The sequence below is a fragment of the Marinomonas gallaica genome (genome assembly GCF_001639745.1).
GTDB classification, from domain to species: domain Bacteria; phylum Pseudomonadota; class Gammaproteobacteria; order Pseudomonadales; family Marinomonadaceae; genus Marinomonas; species Marinomonas gallaica.
Window position 1 is genome coordinate 52,558 of record NZ_LTAX01000016.1, and the last position, 18,889, is coordinate 71,446.

The 18,889-nt window shown below is 46.8% G+C and carries 17 protein-coding genes; 12 read left to right on the forward strand and 5 right to left on the reverse strand.

All coding sequences use genetic code 11. The features are described 5' to 3' along the window. Nucleotides 1-12: 12 nt before the first annotated feature. Both AYW76_RS13995 and AYW76_RS14000 read right to left on the reverse strand, forming a co-directional pair. Complete coding sequence (locus tag AYW76_RS13995) at nt 13-819, reverse strand: DUF1338 domain-containing protein (RefSeq protein ID WP_067221377.1); 807 nt, start codon at nt 817-819, stop codon at nt 13-15. A gap of 95 nt (nt 820-914) precedes the next feature. After that, nucleotides 915-1,781 carry a LysR family transcriptional regulator gene (locus AYW76_RS14000; RefSeq protein ID WP_067221380.1) on the reverse strand — a complete coding sequence of 289 codons (867 nt, stop codon included), beginning with the start codon at nt 1,779-1,781 and terminating at the stop codon, nt 915-917. Between the two features lie 154 nt (nt 1,782-1,935). Between AYW76_RS14000 and amaB the strand changes: the two genes are divergently transcribed. The 12 genes from amaB (at nt 1,936) to AYW76_RS14060 (ending at nt 16,219) form a co-directional block, all read left to right on the forward strand. Next, complete coding sequence (gene amaB / locus AYW76_RS14005) at nt 1,936-3,480, forward strand: L-piperidine-6-carboxylate dehydrogenase (RefSeq protein WP_067221381.1); 1,545 nt, start codon at nt 1,936-1,938, stop codon at nt 3,478-3,480. A 100-nt stretch (nt 3,481-3,580) separates the two neighbouring features. Next, a complete protein-coding gene (locus AYW76_RS14010; RefSeq protein ID WP_067221383.1) occupies nt 3,581-4,852 on the forward strand; it encodes an NAD(P)/FAD-dependent oxidoreductase in 1,272 nt (423 codons plus the stop codon). 146 nt (nt 4,853-4,998) lie between these two features. Next, a complete protein-coding gene (locus tag AYW76_RS14015) occupies nt 4,999-5,895 on the forward strand; it encodes a LysR substrate-binding domain-containing protein (protein WP_067221385.1) in 897 nt (298 codons plus the stop codon). A 95-nt stretch (nt 5,896-5,990) separates the two neighbouring features. Continuing rightward, nucleotides 5,991-7,520, forward strand: coding sequence for a 2,3-bisphosphoglycerate-independent phosphoglycerate mutase (gpmI, locus tag AYW76_RS14020; protein WP_067221401.1), 1,530 nt, complete (start codon nt 5,991-5,993; stop codon nt 7,518-7,520). A gap of 14 nt (nt 7,521-7,534) precedes the next feature. Next, nucleotides 7,535-8,674, forward strand: a complete 1,140-nt coding sequence (locus AYW76_RS14025) for a murein hydrolase activator EnvC family protein (protein ID WP_067221403.1) — start codon at nt 7,535-7,537, stop codon at nt 8,672-8,674. Between the two features lie 28 nt (nt 8,675-8,702). Beyond that, nucleotides 8,703-9,986, forward strand: coding sequence for a S41 family peptidase (locus tag AYW76_RS14030; RefSeq protein WP_067221405.1), 1,284 nt, complete (start codon nt 8,703-8,705; stop codon nt 9,984-9,986). Then, nucleotides 9,986-10,918 carry a divergent polysaccharide deacetylase family protein gene (locus AYW76_RS14035; protein WP_067221407.1) on the forward strand — a complete coding sequence of 311 codons (933 nt, stop codon included), beginning with the start codon at nt 9,986-9,988 and terminating at the stop codon, nt 10,916-10,918. Before AYW76_RS14030 ends, AYW76_RS14035 begins: the two co-directional genes overlap by 1 nt. A gap of 334 nt (nt 10,919-11,252) precedes the next feature. Further along, complete coding sequence (locus AYW76_RS14040) at nt 11,253-12,368, forward strand: branched-chain amino acid ABC transporter substrate-binding protein (protein ID WP_067038471.1); 1,116 nt, start codon at nt 11,253-11,255, stop codon at nt 12,366-12,368. A gap of 77 nt (nt 12,369-12,445) precedes the next feature. Continuing rightward, the gene (locus tag AYW76_RS14045; RefSeq protein ID WP_067038472.1) at nt 12,446-13,357 is read left to right on the forward strand and encodes an ABC transporter permease subunit; all 912 of its coding nucleotides are present in this window, start codon (nt 12,446-12,448) and stop codon (nt 13,355-13,357) included. Then, on the forward strand, nt 13,357-14,631 hold the full coding sequence (livM, locus tag AYW76_RS14050; protein WP_067221410.1) for a high-affinity branched-chain amino acid ABC transporter permease LivM: 1,275 nt from the start codon (nt 13,357-13,359) through the stop codon (nt 14,629-14,631). The genes AYW76_RS14045 and livM overlap by 1 nt, the downstream gene beginning before the upstream one ends. Beyond that, nucleotides 14,628-15,509, forward strand: coding sequence for an ABC transporter ATP-binding protein (locus AYW76_RS14055; RefSeq protein WP_067038474.1), 882 nt, complete (start codon nt 14,628-14,630; stop codon nt 15,507-15,509). The genes livM and AYW76_RS14055 overlap by 4 nt, the downstream gene beginning before the upstream one ends. After that, nucleotides 15,506-16,219: an ABC transporter ATP-binding protein gene (locus tag AYW76_RS14060; protein ID WP_067221413.1), complete on the forward strand. Its 714-nt coding sequence runs from the start codon at nt 15,506-15,508 to the stop codon at nt 16,217-16,219. The genes AYW76_RS14055 and AYW76_RS14060 overlap by 4 nt, the downstream gene beginning before the upstream one ends. Before the next feature lie 52 nt (nt 16,220-16,271). On the opposite strand, the gene AYW76_RS14065 is transcribed toward AYW76_RS14060, so the two are convergent. The 3 genes from AYW76_RS14065 to ntrC all read right to left on the reverse strand — a co-directional run bounded on the left by AYW76_RS14065 (nt 16,272) and on the right by ntrC (nt 18,880). Beyond that, complete coding sequence (locus tag AYW76_RS14065) at nt 16,272-16,829, reverse strand: L-threonylcarbamoyladenylate synthase (RefSeq protein WP_197467830.1); 558 nt, start codon at nt 16,827-16,829, stop codon at nt 16,272-16,274. An 86-nt stretch (nt 16,830-16,915) separates the two neighbouring features. After that, a complete protein-coding gene (locus AYW76_RS14070) occupies nt 16,916-17,296 on the reverse strand; it encodes a DUF3461 family protein (RefSeq protein ID WP_067221416.1) in 381 nt (126 codons plus the stop codon). A 150-nt stretch (nt 17,297-17,446) separates the two neighbouring features. Beyond that, entirely contained in the window at nt 17,447-18,880 is a 1,434-nt protein-coding gene (gene ntrC, locus AYW76_RS14075) for a nitrogen regulation protein NR(I) (RefSeq protein WP_067221418.1), read from the reverse strand. Between the last annotated feature and the right edge of the window lie 9 nt (nt 18,881-18,889).

Consider the following 18,889-nt stretch of genomic DNA (forward strand, 5'->3'; position numbering starts at 1 on the left):
CTTTTTACGGAGTTAGCTTGCGGTGTTCGTTGAGTCAAAAATTTTATCGGCGTTGCCTTCGATAAAACTATCGAATAATTCGCCGTTAGGTTGCTTGTGGCGTAATGCAAACTCATAGAAGCAGCTAGGGATAACGCGTGTCTCGCCTCCTGCAAAGGTGACACTCACTTTGTCTGCCATGGTCGAAGACTGTTCTAAATACAATTCTGGTGAGCCTTTTACCAATCCACCAGTTTGATTCAACGTGTAGCCCTCGTCCATAAGGAGCTGGTTAACCTGCTCAATGGTCGGGGTTTTACTCAGATGGTTAATGCTGACGGTAAAGTGGTTAGCCTGCATCCCCATCGTACTTAACCATGCAGCATATTCACTGTGCTCTAGCAGCGTGACGTAATCCTGCTCCGAAATAGGTTGCCAGAGACATTTAGACCAGAAGATTTCTGGTCCAGTTACGGCATCATTTGGGATTTGCGCTACTAGTTGGCCAATGATCGCTTGGCACGGCTCTGGTAGTTCCTCTGTAAGCAGTTCGGATAAGAATATTTTTGGGGCATCGGTTTGGCTCTCATGCTTATAGCAGCGTGCCTTCAAGTGCTTACCCTCAAAGCGAAACGCTCCGTAAGCATGATAACCAAGGCTTTCTAAGACTGGCTCCAGTTTTTCAAGAGCAATAGGCGAGTGGGCAAAGGTGCGAAACGCAATGTGGTCATTGATGACCTGCTCACCTTGCTGGGTGAACAATGTTTGAATGCGCTGCGCTTGGGGAGCGACTTGAGTATAAACGTCCCATAGCGACGCGAAAAATTGATCAACTTGCATGTCTTACTCCTGTGAAATCGGCATGATAGATCTCAATGTAAGGGGGGGGATTCAGCAATACAAAAGGTAAAATGACATCTGGTAATGCATAAAACTCATGAGCTAGCCGGTATTGTTGTATTTTTGTTATTCATTAGTGGCTTTACAGACAAAATCGTATTGATTAAATGTGCGGGTAGATTAATGCCTTTATTGTGTGCAATACCGACAACGCGTTTTAACGCCACATCATTAAGGGGACGAATGGTGACGTCCTGTCTTCCTCTTAGCGAATGCTCTGGGATCAATGAGATGCCCAGTCCCGCAGCGACCAGATCCAGCGCGTATTCTTCGGTTTTTACTTGGGCTCTTATGTCCATGTTGATGCCCTGCTTTTGTACCAAATAATTCCAAGATTCTTGGATGTCACAGGGACGGCGAGAAATAAACGCCAGTTTGTCGATCTGTTTAATTGACAGTGATGCGAACTCAGTGAGCCAGTGATCATTCGCCATGGCAATTACGTAATTGTCTTCCCACAGTTGATAGAACACATCGCTGTCCGTGATGTAACTACTACAGGTAAAACGTAAATCTGCGTCTTCTGAAGCATCGACCAAACTAAATGTGAGCCCTGGGATTTCATCTAATAAGCGCTTGAGCACTTGGCTAACTAGGGCGCCGGATAAAAACGGCGTCAAGGAAATTGAGACATCTAGAGGCGCATGGGAATCGACGAACAGACTGCGCATGGTGTTCATGTCATTCACCATGCGACAGGCATGTGGATAGAGTTGCGCGCCACTGTCGGTGGGTGTGACGCCTTTTGAGTGACGGACAAAAAGCTGCGTACCTAAGTCATTTTCCAGCTGCGCAAGTGTTGTGGAAATGGACGGCTGAGCGACAAAACAACGCTTTGCTGCTGCACTTAAACTGCGTTCTTCAAAAACCGCTATAAAATATCGCAGTGAGCGAATGTCCACATGAGCCTCCTTTTTATTGGGTCGCTTTTAATATAGCTCGATCTGGCTATAGGGCAAGCCTATACCAGAGCAATAAAATCAATATTTCTCATCAATATGTAGAGTGAGTACAGTGGAATCAAACTTACTTGATGAAAACTGATGGGGATAAACCATGACATTAGCATGCTTAGACACACTGGGTATAAACAGCTTAAAACAAGGTGATACGTTTTACAGCGTATTAACAGGTAATGCTGTTGCTTTGGGTGAAGGCAGTGCTTTTTCTGCGCACAGCCCAATCGATGGTGCGACACTGTCTACTTTTAATAATGCAACCCCAGCGCAGCTGGAAAGCGTTAATGCTCAGCTGCAAGACGCCTTTAAGACATTGCGATCCATTCCAGCACCACGACGCGGTGAGCTAGTGCGTCGTATTGGTGAAGAGGCACGTAAATACAAGACAGAGCTGGCGCAGGTGATCTCGTTAGAGGCGGGCAAAATCCTTCCTGAGGCATTGGGTGAAGTACAAGAATGGATTGATGTTTGTGACTTTGCAGTGGGCCAATCACGCATGCTGCATGGCTTGTCGATCGTTTCTGAACGCCCCGGCCACCGTATGATGGAGCAATGGCACCCACTTGGCCCTGTGGCCGTGATTACCGCATTCAACTTCCCGATGGCAGTATGGGCTTGGAACGCTATGTTAGGTCTCGTATGTGGTGATCCTATTTTGCTTAAGCCTTCTGAAAAAGCCCCTCTATGTGCTATGGCAATGTACAAAATTGCGCAAAATGTGATTGCTGATATGCCTGACATTCCAAAAGCCTCGGTCAGTGTGATGATCGGTGGTCGTGACTTAGGTGAAGCGATTTCAGCGAGTCCTGTTTTCCCACTTGTCTCGGCAACGGGTTCAACGGCGATGGGCGTAGCGGTAGCGAAAACAGTGGCCGGTCGTCTGGGTCGTTCTTTGTTAGAGCTGGGTGGCAACAATGCCATGATCGTATCCGATACGGCGGATCTAGATCTTGCTTTACGTGCCATCGTATTCTCGGCAGCGGGCACAGCAGGTCAACGTTGTACGACATTACGCCGACTGATTACTCATGAGTCTGTCGTAGATGGCTTAGTCGAACGAGTTGCAAAATCTTACGGAACATTGCGCATTGGTAACCCATTAGAAGATGGGAATCTAGTCGGGCCTTTGATTGACGAAGGCAGCTACAATCGTATGCAGCAAGCATTAGAGACGGCCAAAGCACAGGGCGGCGAAGTTATTTGCGGTGGCGAGCGTGTGACTGAAGGCGTACCAGCAGGCGGTTTCTATGTGAAGCCTGCGATTGTTCGTATCGCACATGATGCGCCGATTGTTCACGAAGAAACCTTTGCGCCTATTATGTATGTGTTGACGTACAAAACTTTCGAAGAGGCGATCAACATTCAAAACGAAGTACCTCAAGGGTTGTCTTCTGCGGTATTCACCGAAAGCATGCGTGAAGCTGAAATGTTTATGTCTCCGGATGGTTCTGATTGTGGTATTGCCAATGTCAACATCGGTACCTCTGGTGCTGAAATTGGTGGCGCGTTTGGCGGTGAGAAAGAAACAGGTGGTGGTCGTGAATCGGGCTCCGATGCATGGCGTAACTACATGCGCCGTACCACCAATACGGTTAACTACGGTGGTGATTTGCCACTGGCTCAAGGCATTGTTTTCGAATAATCGAAGCGTTCCTAGCCCTGTAAAAAGGCGAGCCTTTGCTCGCCTTTTTTGATTCTCGTATAAGTCTTTTTATCTTTTTGCGTTATAGGAGTTCGTCCCTATGTTGATGCAGCCTTGTGATTCTTTATGGCGTGCCAGCGCCCCAGCAGCGCCAGAGTTACCGATGCTTGATCAAGAACTGACGGTAGATGTTGCCATCGTAGGCGGTGGGTTCACTGGATTATCTGCGGCGTTGCATTTAGCGAAATTGGGTATCAATGTCGCGTTGGTCGAGGCCGAGGAAATTGGCTTTGGTGGATCTGGACGTAATGTCGGCTTAGCCAATGCCGGATTGTGGCTAGAGCCTGATGAGTTGGATCGACAGCTAGGCGCTGAGGCGGGACGCGTTTTGTATGATGCGTTGGCCGTTGCGCCCGATTATGTCTATGGCCTTATCGAAGAGTACAGCATTGAATGCGAAGCAACACGGCATGGCACATTGCATTGTGGCGTCGGCAAATCTGGACTTACACAACTTCAGCGTCGCTGTGAGCAAATGCAACGTCGTGGAGCGCCAGTAGAATTATTATCCGCTGCAGAGGCTCAAGAACGTATTGGTTCAGAGAAATTTAATGCCGCATTGTTTGACCCTAGAGCCGGGACGATTCAGCCGCTTGCTTATGCTCGAGGCTTAGCACGCGCAGCATTAAAAGAAGGCGCGCAGCTATTTGATCACTCGCCAGTTGAAAATATTGTACCAGAAGGGGATTTATGGCGTGTTAAAACGGCTCAAGGTCACCTCAAAGCAGAGCGAGTGATACTCGCGACGAACGCTTATGGCGAATACGGTGTTAAAGACCAAGCGCGTAAATTTGTGCCTATTTTTTACAGTCAACTGGCGACGAAACCATTAACCGACCAGCAATTGAACGACGTTCTACCTAATAAAGAAGGCTGTTGGGATACTTGTACGGTCATGAGTTCGTTCCGTATGGATCAGCACGGGCGCTTAGTCTTTGGTGGTATGGGTGGGGAGTCGCATTATCATGCAAGTTGGGCATCGCAACGTGTAAAAGAGCTTTGGCCGATTCTTGAAAAAGTCGAGTGGGATTTTTCTTGGACCGGCAAAATTGCTTATAGCGAGGATCATTTGCCACACTGCCAACAACTTCAGCGCGGCCTATTTAGTATTGCTGGTTACAGCGGTCGAGGTATTGGTCCTGGAACGGTTGTAGGTAAAGAGCTAGCAGAATGGTTTGCTGGGCAGCGCGACAGTTTATCTGTACCGATGACAACTTTGCGTGACATACCATTACGCGAGGTGAAGCGTATGTTCTACGAGGTCGGTGCACACGGCTATCATTATGGTCAAAGTGCGCATGTTTTAAAGTAGTGCAGAATGATGAACGAAAGTTCGGAGATTTTTGACATAAAAAACGAGGAAGCCGCAATGACAACGGCTTCCTTTCGCGTCACAATGGCCGAGTTTTAAAAGTTAATGTAAAGTCACTCCCCCATTATTCTAAAAACGGTCGCCCGATGCGCAGATACATTCCATCCTCTACGGCGCTCAAGTGCTTTGAAGCGTCTGTTCGACACTTAAGTTTTACGCGTGCAGCACAAGAGTTACACCTTACCCAAAGTGCGGTAAGTCGTCAGATTCGCAATCTGGAGGAGTTCCTATCAAGGGACTTATTCATTCGTTTAAACAAACGACTGGTTCTGACGAATACTGGTGCAGCTTATTACAAAGAGATTGTTCCATTGCTCGACTGCATGGAAAATGCCAGTTTACGCATGCTGCATCGTGAGGATGAAAAGACCACTCTGACCATCTCGGCATTGCCGACTTTCGCATCTTACTGGCTAATGCCAAAATTGGCCGAATTTTCTAAAACACATCCCCAGTTCCAAATCAAAGTCCGTTCGCTCGATGATGCGGCTAAGTTTGATCCTGAAGCGATTGATATCATTTTGCATTATGGTGGCGATCATTGGCCCCGTGCGGTCAGTCATCATTTGCTTGGCGAGTCTGTTGTGGCGGTGTGTGCTCCCGCTATTTTAGAGCCTCTAAAGGGCGATGAATTGATCCCCAGTAATGTGCTCGACTTTCCGCTGTTACATTTAACATCGCGCATCAATGCTTGGCCGGATTGGCTAGCCGCTCATAACTTAGAAAGTGATTCGTTAGCGGGGCCTGCCTTCGCACACTTCCATATGCTGTTAGAAGCCGCCAAACATGGTATGGGTGTGGCGATTCTACCGTCTATTATTGCCAAGCAAAGTCTTGCAAGTGGTGAGTTGGTCGCACCTTTTAGTCAAGCGCTGGACACACCGCATGAGTATTTGTTGTCTTATCCCGCCGATAAGGCCGATTTAGAACAAGTGGTTACCTTCCGTGACTGGTTGTTGAATAAAGCCAGTGTAACGAAATAGATTTCATCGCTCCGAGTGGTTGTCTTGCTGTGCCGCTTACTAAGGCTATGGTAGTATCGAATTTATTGCTTAGTTACAGATCGGGATGAGCACTTATGAACAAGAAAACCACTGCACTGTTTATTTTAGATGGATGGGGATACAGCGAAACGTCCACTTCCAATGCAATTGCTGCAGCGAATACACCAAACTGGGATAAGCTCTGGAGCGAACGTCCTCATAGCTTAATTAAAACATCTGGTTTAGCGGTTGGTTTACCGGAAGGTCAGATGGGTAACTCGGAAGTCGGTCATATGAACCTAGGTGCAGGCCGAGTGGTTTATCAAAACTTCACGCGCATTGGTAAAGCGATCGAAGACGGAAGTTTCTTTGAAAACCAAGCATTGGTAAACGCCGTCGATAAAGCGGTCGCAGCGGACAAAGCTGTACACGTGCTGGGCTTAGTTTCCGCAGGTGGTGTTCATTCTCATCACGAACAAATTATGTCGATGTGTGAATTGGCTGCAAAACGTGGCGCGAAAGCGATCTACGTGCATGGCTTCACCGATGGACGTGACACACCTCCGCGTTCGGCGCATACGCCAGTTGCGCAAATCGAGAACAAACTGAAGGACCTTGGTGTTGGTCGTATCGCAACGTTAACGGGACGCTATTATGCCATGGACCGTGATAACCGATGGGATCGCGTACAGCAAGCATACGATGCCATTGTGCTAGGCGAAAGTGAATACCAAGCAGACCGTGCGTTTGATGCCATTGACGAGGCCTATGATCGTGATGAAAACGATGAATTTGTGAAAGCAACTGTGGTGGGTGAATCGGTCAAAGTGGAAGACGGTGATGCCATTGTATTCGCTAACTTTAGACCCGATCGAGCTCGTCAATTAACACGTGCTTTTACGGATGCTAATTTCTCTGGGTTCGAACGTAAGGTGACGCCGGAATTGTCCGCATTTGTGACCTTTACTGAATTTGCCTCTGACATTAAAGCTGACGTTGCTTTTCCACCTGTAGCGCTGAGTAACACTCTAGGTGAAGTACTGTCGAACACCGGTAAAAAACAACTTCGCATTGCTGAAACAGAAAAGTACGCTCACGTTACTTTCTTCTTTAATGGCGGTGAAGAAGCCGTTTTTGAAGGCGAAGAGCGGGAGTTGATTCCTTCTCCGAATGTAGCAACGTACGACCTTAAACCAGAAATGAGTGCCCCAGAGGTGACAGATAAATTGGTTGAGGTAATCGAAGCTGGCAAATACGATACTATTATCTGTAACTTTGCCAACGGTGACATGGTGGGCCACAGTGGTATCTTTGATGCAGCGGTCAAAGCGGTAGAAACCGTTGATCTGTGTTTAGGCCGTATTCTGGTTGCCTTGGAAAAAAACGAAGGCCAGTGTTTGATTACTGCAGACCATGGTAACGTGGAACAAATGTTGAGCGATGATGGTTCTCAGCCACTCACGTCTCATACGCTTGAGCCAGTGCCATTAGTCATGGTGACGCCACAAGCGAATTGGTCGCTAAAAGAAGGCGCTTTGTGTGACATTGCTCCGACTATTCTTGAAATGATGGGCATGGATGTACCAGCAGAAATGACTGGTCACAGTTTACTTGTCCGTGCTTAATAAAGGGAATCCTTATGGGTTTAAAAGCCTGTTTGTTGATGCTCACAGTTTTGTGGTCCAGCATAAGCTGGGCCGCAGAGCCACAAACACCAGAAGAAGCGCGCCAACAAATCCAAGCTTTGCAGCAGGATCTTAGTAAACTAAACAGTTGGCTAAAAGATCTGAAAGGCGAGCGCTCAAGCGTAGAGCAACAGCTTCAAAGTAAAGAACAATCGATACAGGATTTGTCGAAACGTATTCTGGAGTTGCAGCAGAGTTTAGAAAAAGGGGCCGAGCAGTTAGAGAATTTGCAAACCCAACAACGAAGCTTGCAACAAAGCATTCAGCAGCAATACCAGCAGATCGCCGCCCAACTTCGGGCGGTTTATCGTTCTGGTGGTGAAGAAGGTTTAAAGTTCCTGCTCGAAGATATTCCAGCGGATGAATCCATGCGCTTGATTCATTATAACCGCTACTTTTCCACTGCCCGCCAATCCCTTATCAATGGCTTTTCTGCTGAGGCTGAAGACTTAAATCTAGTTGAAAAAAGCATTCGAAGTCAGCGTGCACAAATAGCGCAAGAACAAAGCGATCTTGAAAAGCAACAGAGTCGAGTCAAAGACGAATACGCCCAGCGACAAAAGTTATTAGCCAAAATTGAAACCGATTTGAATTCCGGTGATCAAAAAGCGAAACGCATACAAAAAAATCAAGCGCAAATGCAGGCACTGTTAAAACAGTTAGAGGAAGCGTTAGCGTTGGCAGACATACAAATTCCTGACCAAGATACGCCTTTTGGCGCACAAAAAGGAAAGTTGATTCCGCCTCTTAACGTGATTAAACAATTGCCGGATAATTCACAGATCAATTTAGGTGGCGTGACCTTCGCCGCTAAGACAGGTGACCAAGTACATGCTGTGCATCACGGCAGAGTTGTGTTTTCCGACTGGATGCGTGGTTTTGGTTTTCTGATTATATTAGATCACGGCGGTGGCTACATGTCTTTGTATGGCTACAACCAAAGCCTGTTAAAAGATGTCGGAGAATGGGTCAATGCCAATGACGTCATTGCTACGGCAGGCAGTTCGGGTGGGCGTTCAGAAACGGGCTTATTTTTCGCGATACGACACAATGGTGCGCCAGTGAAACCAGTGAGTTGGTTTGGCAAAGGTTAGCGGCAGAGTTAACGAGAAGGAATGAAATATGGTTGGTATCAAACGTCACCTTATTATCGGGGTCAGTGCTCTATTGCTGAACCAAGCATGGGCTGCACCTGAGCCTGAGACTAGCGAATCCGCTCAGGCAGTACCGCTGACGCAAATTCGCACATTTGTTGAAACCTTTGAAACCATCAGTGCGGGTTATGTTGAGGTGCTGGATGATGAGGCAATCCTTAATAAAGCATTGAAAGGCATGGTGTCTTCCCTTGACCCGCATTCGGAGTATTTAACCAAGGATGAAATGGCGCAATTCGATGAACAAACATCGGGCAATTACGCCGGTATTGGTATTGAAGTAGAAATGGTTGATAACAAGTTGACCATTATTTCGCCAATTGATGACTCCCCAGCAGCTAAAGCGGGGCTGAAGGCGGGCGATGTTATTATTCGTATTGATGACCAGCTCGTGTCTGGTATGAGCTTACAGGAAGTCATTACCCTGATGCGCGGAGAGCAGGGCAGTGACGTGTTGCTGGATATTGATCGTGATGGTCAAATTAAACAATATTCCATTGCCCGAGCGGAAATTGAAGATAGCAGCATTTCCAGTGAATGGTTAGGCAATAACATTGCTTACATTCGTATCAGTCAGTTTTTAGGCAATTCATCGAAAGAGTTTCGTGAGAAGCTACAAGCGTTACAGAAACAACAGCCTATCAAGGGCTTAATCCTCGATCTTCGTAACAATCCCGGTGGCGTATTGCAAAGTGCGGTCGGCATTGTCGATGCTATGGTGGATGATGGCTTGATTGTTTATACCGACGGTCGTCACGAGTATTCCAAAACCGAATTCAAGGCGACGACAGAGGCAACGTTGTTACCCAAAGCACCGTTAGTTGTGTTGGTTAATGAAGGCTCGGCTTCCGCATCCGAAGTGCTAGCGGGTGCCATTCAAGATCATCGACGTGGTCTTGTTCTTGGAACGGAAACGTTCGGTAAAGGTTCTGTACAAACGGTAGTGCCTTTGAGTACCGGTGGTGCAGTGAAGTTGACGACAGCCTTGTATTACACGCCTAATGGTCGCTCTATCCAAGCACAAGGCATTATGCCTGATATGGTCATTCCGCAAGCGAAAGTGGAAGTAGAGAAGGGCCGTTTCTTTATCAAAGAAGCAGAGCTAAAGGGTCATTTGGGTAATGGTACTGGCGGAAAAGAGCGGACCAGTTCGGATGTGGACAACAAGTTAAACGATTTGGCTGTGAGTGATTTTCAGCTATTCCAAGCACTTTCAATGTTGCAAAGTGCACAGCAATTTTTGGTTAAGTAATGCGAAGAAATTTATCTAACTGGGCGCTGGCAAGTATTATCGCTGCCAGCGCTAGCAGTGTTGTGTTTGCCGATCAAGCAGCAGACCCCGCCACAATACCATTTCCGGTATTAGATCGAAGTACACCGCAGACCATGGGGCAAATTCCTTACTTAGCGCCTCTGTCAGACCGAAAACCTGATTGGCCTCCGTTGTTTAAAAAGCCGAATATGTCGTCGCCAAGTGTGACGTCTAGGAACAAGCTACCGTCAGACATATCTTCTATGGATGCTTTACCTGAGCCCCCTAAAATTGCAATTGTCATTGATGATGTGGGCTACAACCGACGCGGAATGGAAGAAAGCTTAGCGCTTCCCTTACCTGTTGTGTTAGCGATATTGCCTGAAACGCCCTACGGTGTTAGAGCCGCCCAACGAGCGCATCTGCAAGAGCGCATTACTATCCTTCATGCGCCAATGGAGAATGAGCGTGAGCTGAAGCTTGGCCCTGGCGGTTTATACGTCAATATGGATGAGCAGACGTTTAAGCAAACCTTAAATGCCGATTTGGACAGTACGCCGTATGTCACTGGGGTAAATAATCATATGGGCAGTTTGTTAACGACACACTCAGAGCATATGGGCTGGGTCATGGATATCATGGCAGAGCGCTCATTGTTTTTTATTGATAGCTTAACCAGTCCACAGAGTGTGGCGCATGCAACGGCGGTCGAAAGAGGTATTCGTACGGTGACGCGAGATATTTTTCTCGACAATGTGCGCTCAGAAGTAGCCATAGATAAACAGTTTGAACGCTTGTTAAAGCGTGCTCATAAACAGGGGAGTGCCATCGCTATTGGCCACCCTTACCCCGAAACAACACGCTATTTAAAGCGTCGCCTCACTCAGCCTCTGTCCGCACAATTAGTGACCATTGATACCCTTCTTAAATAAAGCGTTTAAAGAAAATAACAGGAGTTCGTTTTCGGAGCCTGTTATTTTCAGCTGCTTTTTTGGACTGATGTCAGTTGAAAATATCATGTGAGCGCTACTTATTAGGTTTTTTCTCTCCATTTTGTTGTTTTTCTAGATGCTATTGCAAAAATAAACCTGCACTCTGTTTGACCATTTATTAGCCAAGCGCTATTGTTTGTGTTCACTGGTAGTGCACATTTTAAAAATATTTCCGTTATTCTTCCCATTTGTAGGTGCTTTGATGGGTTGTAATTTTCTGGAATGCTTCTTGCTTTAAAAATAATGATAAAACCAAAATGAGTAGGAGATCTTCATGTCGAACACAGTTGTAAGAAAAACACTTATTGCTTTAGCGGTTGCTGGCGCAGCGTTTACTGCCCAAGCTGATGTTGTCATCGGTGTTGCTGGCCCTCATACCGGTGCGTATGCCGCATTTGGTGAACAGCTTTGGCGAGGTGCTGAAAAAGCAGCGATGGACATCAATGCTAAAGGCGGGATCAATGGTGAGATGATTAAGCTCGTGAAAGCCGACGATGCCTGTGAGCCAAAGCAGGCTGTGTCGATCGCTAACCGATTAGTAGATTCCGATGAAGCGGTTGCTGTTGTTGGACACTTTTGTTCTTCCTCTTCTATCCCTGCTTCGACCATCTACGAAGAAGCGGGTGTTCTTATGGTCACGCCGGCATCGACCAACCCGGCTTTAACCGAACGCGGTTTACCGAACGTTTTCCGTGTTTGTGGTCGTGATGATCAACAAGGGGATGTGGCTGCGAGTTACATCGTAGGTGATCTAGGTGCTAAACGCGTTGCCATCCTGCATGACAAAGATACCTACGGCAAAGGTTTAGCGGATGCAATGAAAGACACGATGAACGCATACGGTGTTGAAGAAGTGCTGTACGAAGGTTTGACACGTGGTGAAAAAGACTTCAACGCGGTTGTCACCAAGATCCGCTCAGTCGATGCCGATGTCGTATATTTCGGTGGTTTGCATTCAGAAGCCGGTCCATTAGTACGACAAATGCGTGAGCAAGGTTTGACCGCGACCTTCATTTCAGGGGATGGCATTGTATCGGATGAGTTTGTTTCGGTAGCAGGTTCGCCGGAATATGTTGATGGTGTGTTGATGACGTTTGGCGCAGATCCAACCTCTTACGCCGCTGGTAAAGTTGTCGTTGATGAGTTCCGTGCATCTGGCATTGAGCCAGAAGGTTATGTGATGTACTCGTACACAGCAATGCAAGTTGTTGCGGCTGCATTAGATGCAACGGAATTGGATCCTATCGCCGCTTCGGATTGGCTACATGAGAACTCTATTGAAACCGTAATGGGGACTAAGAAATTTGATGATAAGGGTGACTTGACCATATCCGACTACGTTATGTACGAGTGGGATGATAAAGGTAATTACACCATGCTCAACAACTAACCTCTGTGGTTGTTGATTAGAGGCGCAGTTCTTGCGCCTCTTACTCTCCTTGTTACAACTCGCTAGAGGTTACTTCGATGGATATCGTTCTACAGCAGTTAGTGAACGGCCTGACTCTTGGCTCTGTTTACGGGCTAATCGCAATCGGATACACCATGGTTTACGGCATTATTGGGATGATTAACTTCGCCCACGGTGATGTCTATATGGTATCGAGTTATTTAACCGCCATCGCGATTGCATTATTTTCTTTTTTTGGTCTGGATTCGTTCCCAATTATTATTTTCGGGACACTTATTTTTACTATTATTGTAACCGGTGCTTATGGGTGGGTGATCGAGCGAGTGGCTTATCGACCATTGCGTAATTCCAGCCGTCTTTCCGTATTAATCTCGGCGATTGGTATGTCGCTGATTCTGCAAAACTATGTGCAAATTTCCCAAGGTGCTCGTCAACAGGGGATTCCCACTATGCTCAGTGGCGCTATTCGCTTTGATATTGGGGATGGTTTTGTACAAATCACCTATATGAAGTTGTTTATTCTATTCGCTGCATTTTTGGGGATGGGCGTACTGACTTATATCATCCAAAAAACAAAGCTCGGTCGCATGTGTCGTGCAACTCAGCAAGATCGCAAAATGGCGTCAATCTTGGGTATTAATACCGATCGCGTGATTTCATCAGTGTTTGTCATCGGCGCTGCTATGGCTGCGTTAGCGGGTGTGTTGGTGACATTGGATTACGGTGCCTTCGATTTTTACGTAGGGTTCATTATTGGTATTAAAGCATTTACTGCCGCAGTGTTAGGCGGTATTGGTTCATTGCCTGGTGCCATGTTAGGTGGGGTTATTCTTGGTCTATCTGAAGCCTTGTTTGCTGGATTGATTTCTTCAGATTACAAGGATGTATTCTCCTTCTCATTATTGGTGATCATCTTGATTTTCCGTCCAAGTGGTCTTCTGGGTAAACCTGAAGTGGAGAAAGTCTAATGAGTCAAGAAACTGGAATTAACATAGGCTCCAGCATCAAAGACACCATTATTGCGGGCTTATTAGCGCTTATCGTGTTTGGGCCAGTTGTTGGCGTATTATTGGATGGCTATGAGTTTATTGCGCGCATTGATGATGTCGTTTGGATTGTTGCTATTGTAATGGCTGGCCGTTTTGCCATCTCCGTCTTTGTGCAAACCGAATCTGGTAAAAAGTTTGTTTATCGTCAGTTGACGAAAGAGGATGGCGTTTCGGTTACGGCGCCAGATTATAAAAGCAAAATGCGTTACATCATTCCGATTGTAATTGTGATTGGTTTGATCGCGCCTTTTATCGCCTCGAAATACGTGCTAACGGTGGTAATCCTCGGTTTAATTTATGTGTTACTAGGCTTGGGCTTGAACATTGTTGTGGGTCTTGCGGGTCTTTTAGACTTGGGCTTTGTTGGCTTCTATGCCATTGGTGCTTATGGCCTCGCATTAGGGTATGAGTACTTGGGGCTTGGATTCTGGTCTATGTTGCCGCTTGCCGCCATTATGGCAGGTGTTGCCGGGGCGGTTTTAGGGTTTCCCGTGCTACGCATGCATGGTGACTATTTGGCCATTGTGACCTTGGGTTTTGGGGAGATTATTCGTCTTGTATTGACGAACTGGACTGAATTTACCCATGGACCAAATGGTGTGTCCGCACCGCTGCCAACATTGTTTGGGTTGGAGTTTAAGCGGCGCTCCAGTGATGGCACCCCGTTCCATGAGTTTTTTGGTTTGTCTTACGACTCAGCGTTCAAATACATTTTTATTTACTTAGTACTGTTCCTCGTCGTATTAGCTGTTTTATATGTTAAACATCGGCTTACGCGGATGCCTATTGGTCGAGCTTGGGAAGCCTTGCGCGAAGATGAAATTGCGTGTCGCTCATTAGGTTTGAATCATGTATTGGTTAAACTGTCTGCCTTTACCTTAGGGGCGTCGACAGGCGGGATTGCCGGGGTATTCTTTGCTACGTATCAAGGGTTTGTTAACCCTTCTTCATTTACCTTCTTCGAGTCCGCGCTCATCCTAGCGATTGTTGTCTTGGGTGGCATGGGATCGACCTTAGGTGTCGTGATAGCGGCCTTCGTTCTAACGGTTGCACCAGAAATGTTACGAGAATTTGCCGACTACCGTGTATTGATGTTCGGTATCTTGATGGTCGTGATGATGATTTGGAAGCCTCGCGGTTTGGTGCGAGTCACTCGTAAAGGATTTGCGACACGAAAAGGGGTGATGAAATGAGCCAAGAAAACATCTTAGAAATTGAAAACTTGGTGATGCATTTTGGTGGTATTAAAGCCCTGAATGATGTGACCTTCGATATAAAACGTGGCTCCGTATCGGCTTTAATCGGGCCAAACGGGGCAGGCAAAACAACCGTATTTAACTGTTTAACAGGGTTCTATAAAGCGACGGGCGGCGGCATTATGTTGAACGCTGGCGATAAGCCAACCAGCGTGATCAAAGTCCTAGGTGAGAAATTCAAAGGCTCTGACCTCGTGTCGCCTGCCGCATTTTTTGAGCGGGTTAAATACAAAATGTTTGGTGGCTCTCATTTGGTCAACCGCGCAGGCCTTGCTCGGACGTTTCAGAATATTCGTTTATTCAAAGAGATGTCCGTAGTAGAAAATCTACTCGTGGCGCAGCATATGATCGTTAATCGAAGTATGTTGGCCGGTATTTTAAACACTGAAAGTTACAAAAAGACGGAAGAAGAAGCACTGCAACGCGCTTTTTATTGGCTTGAAGTGGTGCATTTAACAGAGTTTGCCAATCGTTTAGCGGGAGAGTTGTCGTATGGGCAACAGCGCCGTTTAGAGATTGCGCGAGCGATGTGTACGAATCCTGAAATTATCTGTCTTGATGAGCCTGCAGCGGGACTTAACCCTTCTGAAACCGAAGCGTTAGCCTCTATGATTCGTGTACTGCGTGACGAGCACAATACAACTGTGCTTTTGATTGAGCACGACATGGGGATGGTGATGAATATCTCCGACTACATTGTGGTGTTGGATCATGGTGAAGTGATCGCCAAAGGTGGGCCTGAAGACATTAAGTCGAACCCGAAAGTCATTGCTGCCTATTTAGGTGCAGAAGAAGGGGAGGACGTTACACTATGAGTGCATTACTTCAATTCAAGGATGTGGACGTTCATTATGGGCCGATCCAAGCACTGAAAAAGGTCTGCCTTGAAGTCAATCAAGGGGAAATTGTCACCATGATCGGCTCAAACGGTGCCGGTAAATCCACCTTGTTGATGTCTATCTTTGGTCAGCCTCGTATCAGTGATGGCCAAATTATTTACCAAGGTGAGGATATCTCTCAAAAGTCTGCTCACTACGTGGCCTCGAATGGTTTGGCACAATCGCCCGAAGGCCGTCGAATTTTCCCTGGGATGTCTGTAGAGGAAAACCTACTGATGGGGACCATTCCCATTGGTATGGAGCATTGTGATGAAGACATGCAGCGCATGTTTGAGCTATTTCCAAGGCTAAAAGAGCGGCGTAATCAGCGAGCATCGACTATGTCAGGGGGAGAGCAGCAAATGCTGGCGATCGCCCGCGCGTTGATGAGTCGGCCAAAGCTATTGTTGTTGGATGAGCCTAGCTTAGGGTTAGCGCCGATTATCGTGAAGCAAATTTTCCAAATTTTGGCGGATGTTGCGAGTACTGGAATGACGATCTTCTTGGTGGAACAAAACGCCAACCATGCTTTAAAGCTTGCTGACCGAGGTTACGTTTTAGTCAATGGTGAAATCAGGTTAACCGGGTCTGGTGATGACTTACTGGTGAATCCAGAGGTCCGCGATGCCTACTTAGGCGGTCATTAGAACGAGCTTAATTGTAAAGCAAAGAGCCAAGCTTCATGCTTGGCTCTTTTCGTTAGGCTCTAAATTGCTTACCTGTAATAAGGTCAAGCACTTGAGAGGGTTGGGCTGCGTTGCCGAGTGGTGCATCGAAAATCGCATCAAGTGTGTCACCAAAATAGTTCATGACCTCTTCTTTCGAACGCGCAGGATCGAGTCCAGCAGGGTTTGCGGAAGTAGACACGAGTACCCCTTGGTACGCAGAACACAGGTTTTGAACGGGCTCATGCTGGCTCAGTCGAATGGCAACACCTGGATGCTGTCCACGAACCCAATCTGGCGTAATGAGTGTGTCGGGGACAACCCATGAGGTTGGGCGATCAGTGACTTCTATTAAACGCGTAAACATGGCGTGTTCGAGGATTTCTTGCCAAGGATCTAAATGTTGCGCAGCGCCAGCGATTAGAATCAAACCTTTTTCGACTGGACGAGACTTCAAGGTAAGGATACGTTGCACAGCTTGTTGATTAAATGGGTCACAACCTAGACCCCAAACTGCCTCTGTTGGATAAGCAACGACCCCACCGTTACGTAAGATCTCTGCGACTTGTGTCGCATCAGACGTAATCAGCATAGCGGTTCTCCGTTATTTTATAATGTACGGAGTGTAAAACTTTCGCCAAAAAACGGCCATAGAATCTACGGCCGCTGCTGCAAAGGTTAAGACAATTTCTCGATTTTTGCTTTAATTTCGACGATTTTATTCGCGACAACACGTTCTAAGTGATCCAGCTCTTTGAGAAGGTCTTCTTTGGTTTGTTTGTCTTCAAATTCTTGACCTAGTAAGCGACCGAGTTCGTCAACTGCACGCAGAACGACTAAAGAAGGCTCGCTGATTTCACGGTATTGTTGTTGGCCGCCGTCTGCCAATACGGTTCGGGTCGCACGACCAAATTTGAACTTCTTACTTTTTGGAAGCAAAGAGCCTTTTTCACGACGGTAATAGATTTTCAAAACATCAAAACCACCTTCGTAGCGTAAGGTGTATTTTTCAATGTTTTCGAAGCTGTTGACGCCCATCGATTCGAGAGTTGGGTACATAAAGAAATCCTTGTAAATGCGCTGTTGTTTGATCTCTTTATGAAAGGGGATTGTTATCAAAAAAGCAAGAAAAACCAAGATTAAATGACTAAAAACGACACCTTGATTGAGCCTGATCTAGGTGTCGTTTTATCCGCGTAAGTGGAAAGGCTATTCCTCTTCGCCATCAGAGTGGTCAATGCCCAGTTCTTTGATTTTACGGGTCAAGGTGTTACGCCCCCAACCTAAGAGTAATGAAGCGTCGCGGCGGCGGCCTGCGGTATGGGTTAAAGCCGTTTCAATCATGATCCGTTCAAACTTAGGCACGGTTTGTTCTAAGATGCCTTTTTGACCGCTGGCTAATGCGCTGTCCACCCAGTTTTTTAATGCGTCTTCCCAAGAGCCATAAGGTCTTTCTGAAGGTGGCGTATTGAGTAGCTCTGGCGGCAGGTCTTCGATAAGTACTTCTCGACCGGATGCCATCACAATCAACCAGCGACAGGTGTTTTCCAATTGACGCACGTTTCCAGGCCAATCTAAACGACTCATGTAGTTTTCGGTATCTTTTGTTAATACTTTCGGCTCAACGTGCAACTCTTCTGCAGCACGGCTTAAAAAGTGGCGCGCTAGTTTTGGAATGTCTTCACGACGCTCTGCCAATTTAGGCAGGTGAACGCGGATCACATTCAAACGGTGGAACAAGTCTTCACGGAAAGAGCCTTTCGTGACCAGCCCTTCTAAATCTTGGTGGGTTGCGGCAATGATTCGCACATCCACTTTTACCGGTGTATGGCCACCTACTCGGTAAAATTCCCCATCGGCTAGTACACGTAGTAAGCGTGTTTGTGTTTCGGCCGGCATGTCACCGATTTCATCTAGGAACAATGTACCGCCATTGGCTTGTTCAAAACGACCGCGACGTTGCGTGTTGGCTCCAGTGAAGGCGCCTTTTTCATGCCCGAACAGCTCCGATTCAATCAGGTCATGTGGGATTGCTGCCATGTTGAGCGCGATAAATGGGCTTGAGGCACGCGGGCTGTGACGGTGTAAGGCTTGGGCAACGAGTTCTTTACCTGTGCCAGACTCTCCATTGATTAGTACCGTAATGTTGGAGTTTGCTAAGCGTCCGATCGCACGAAACACTTCTTGCATAGCAGGCGCTTCACCAATAATTTCTTTTTCGGCGAGTTGCTCTGCTTCCACAGCTGCTGCAATCGATTCTGGTTTAGATTTGTTGTGATGCAAAATAGCGCGTTTGATCAGACTGACGGCTTCTTCTACATCAAAGGGTTTTGGTAAGTATTCAAAAGCGCCACCCTGATAAGAGGCCACAGCACTTTCTAAATCAGAATGCGCGGTCATGATAATAACTGGAATATACGGGTGTTCTTTCTGTAGCTGATTCAACAGCGTAAGACCATCCATGCCTGGCATACGGATATCGCTGATGATGACAGTCGGTTGTTCTTTGCCGATCATATTGGCCAGTGCTTCAGCGGACTCGAACAAACGGCATTGAATGCCTTCTTGTTCAAGTGTTTTCTCTAACACCCAACGAATTGAGCGATCATCATCGACGATCCAAACGGTTTCTTGTTGTGACATGTATTTCTC

Bases quoted from the DNA above. Each gene is read 5' to 3' on its own strand.
- AYW76_RS13995 (WP_067221377.1), bottom strand. From the start codon at position 819: ATGCAAGTTGATCAATTTTTCGCGTCGCTATGGGACGTTTATACTCAA.
- amaB (WP_067221381.1), top strand. From the start codon at position 1,936: ATGACATTAGCATGCTTAGACACACTGGGTATAAACAGCTTAAAACAA.
- AYW76_RS14010 (WP_067221383.1), top strand. From the start codon at position 3,581: ATGTTGATGCAGCCTTGTGATTCTTTATGGCGTGCCAGCGCCCCAGCA.
- AYW76_RS14015 (WP_067221385.1), top strand. From the start codon at position 4,999: ATGCGCAGATACATTCCATCCTCTACGGCGCTCAAGTGCTTTGAAGCG.
- gpmI (WP_067221401.1), top strand. From the start codon at position 5,991: ATGAACAAGAAAACCACTGCACTGTTTATTTTAGATGGATGGGGATAC.
- AYW76_RS14025 (WP_067221403.1), top strand. From the start codon at position 7,535: ATGGGTTTAAAAGCCTGTTTGTTGATGCTCACAGTTTTGTGGTCCAGC.
- AYW76_RS14030 (WP_067221405.1), top strand. From the start codon at position 8,703: ATGGTTGGTATCAAACGTCACCTTATTATCGGGGTCAGTGCTCTATTG.
- AYW76_RS14035 (WP_067221407.1), top strand. From the start codon at position 9,986: ATGCGAAGAAATTTATCTAACTGGGCGCTGGCAAGTATTATCGCTGCC.
- AYW76_RS14040 (WP_067038471.1), top strand. From the start codon at position 11,253: ATGTCGAACACAGTTGTAAGAAAAACACTTATTGCTTTAGCGGTTGCT.
- AYW76_RS14045 (WP_067038472.1), top strand. From the start codon at position 12,446: ATGGATATCGTTCTACAGCAGTTAGTGAACGGCCTGACTCTTGGCTCT.
- livM (WP_067221410.1), top strand. From the start codon at position 13,357: ATGAGTCAAGAAACTGGAATTAACATAGGCTCCAGCATCAAAGACACC.
- AYW76_RS14055 (WP_067038474.1), top strand. From the start codon at position 14,628: ATGAGCCAAGAAAACATCTTAGAAATTGAAAACTTGGTGATGCATTTT.
- AYW76_RS14060 (WP_067221413.1), top strand. From the start codon at position 15,506: ATGAGTGCATTACTTCAATTCAAGGATGTGGACGTTCATTATGGGCCG.
- AYW76_RS14065 (WP_197467830.1), bottom strand. From the start codon at position 16,829: ATGCTGATTACGTCTGATGCGACACAAGTCGCAGAGATCTTACGTAAC.
- AYW76_RS14070 (WP_067221416.1), bottom strand. From the start codon at position 17,296: ATGTACCCAACTCTCGAATCGATGGGCGTCAACAGCTTCGAAAACATT.
- ntrC (WP_067221418.1), bottom strand. From the start codon at position 18,880: ATGTCACAACAAGAAACCGTTTGGATCGTCGATGATGATCGCTCAATT.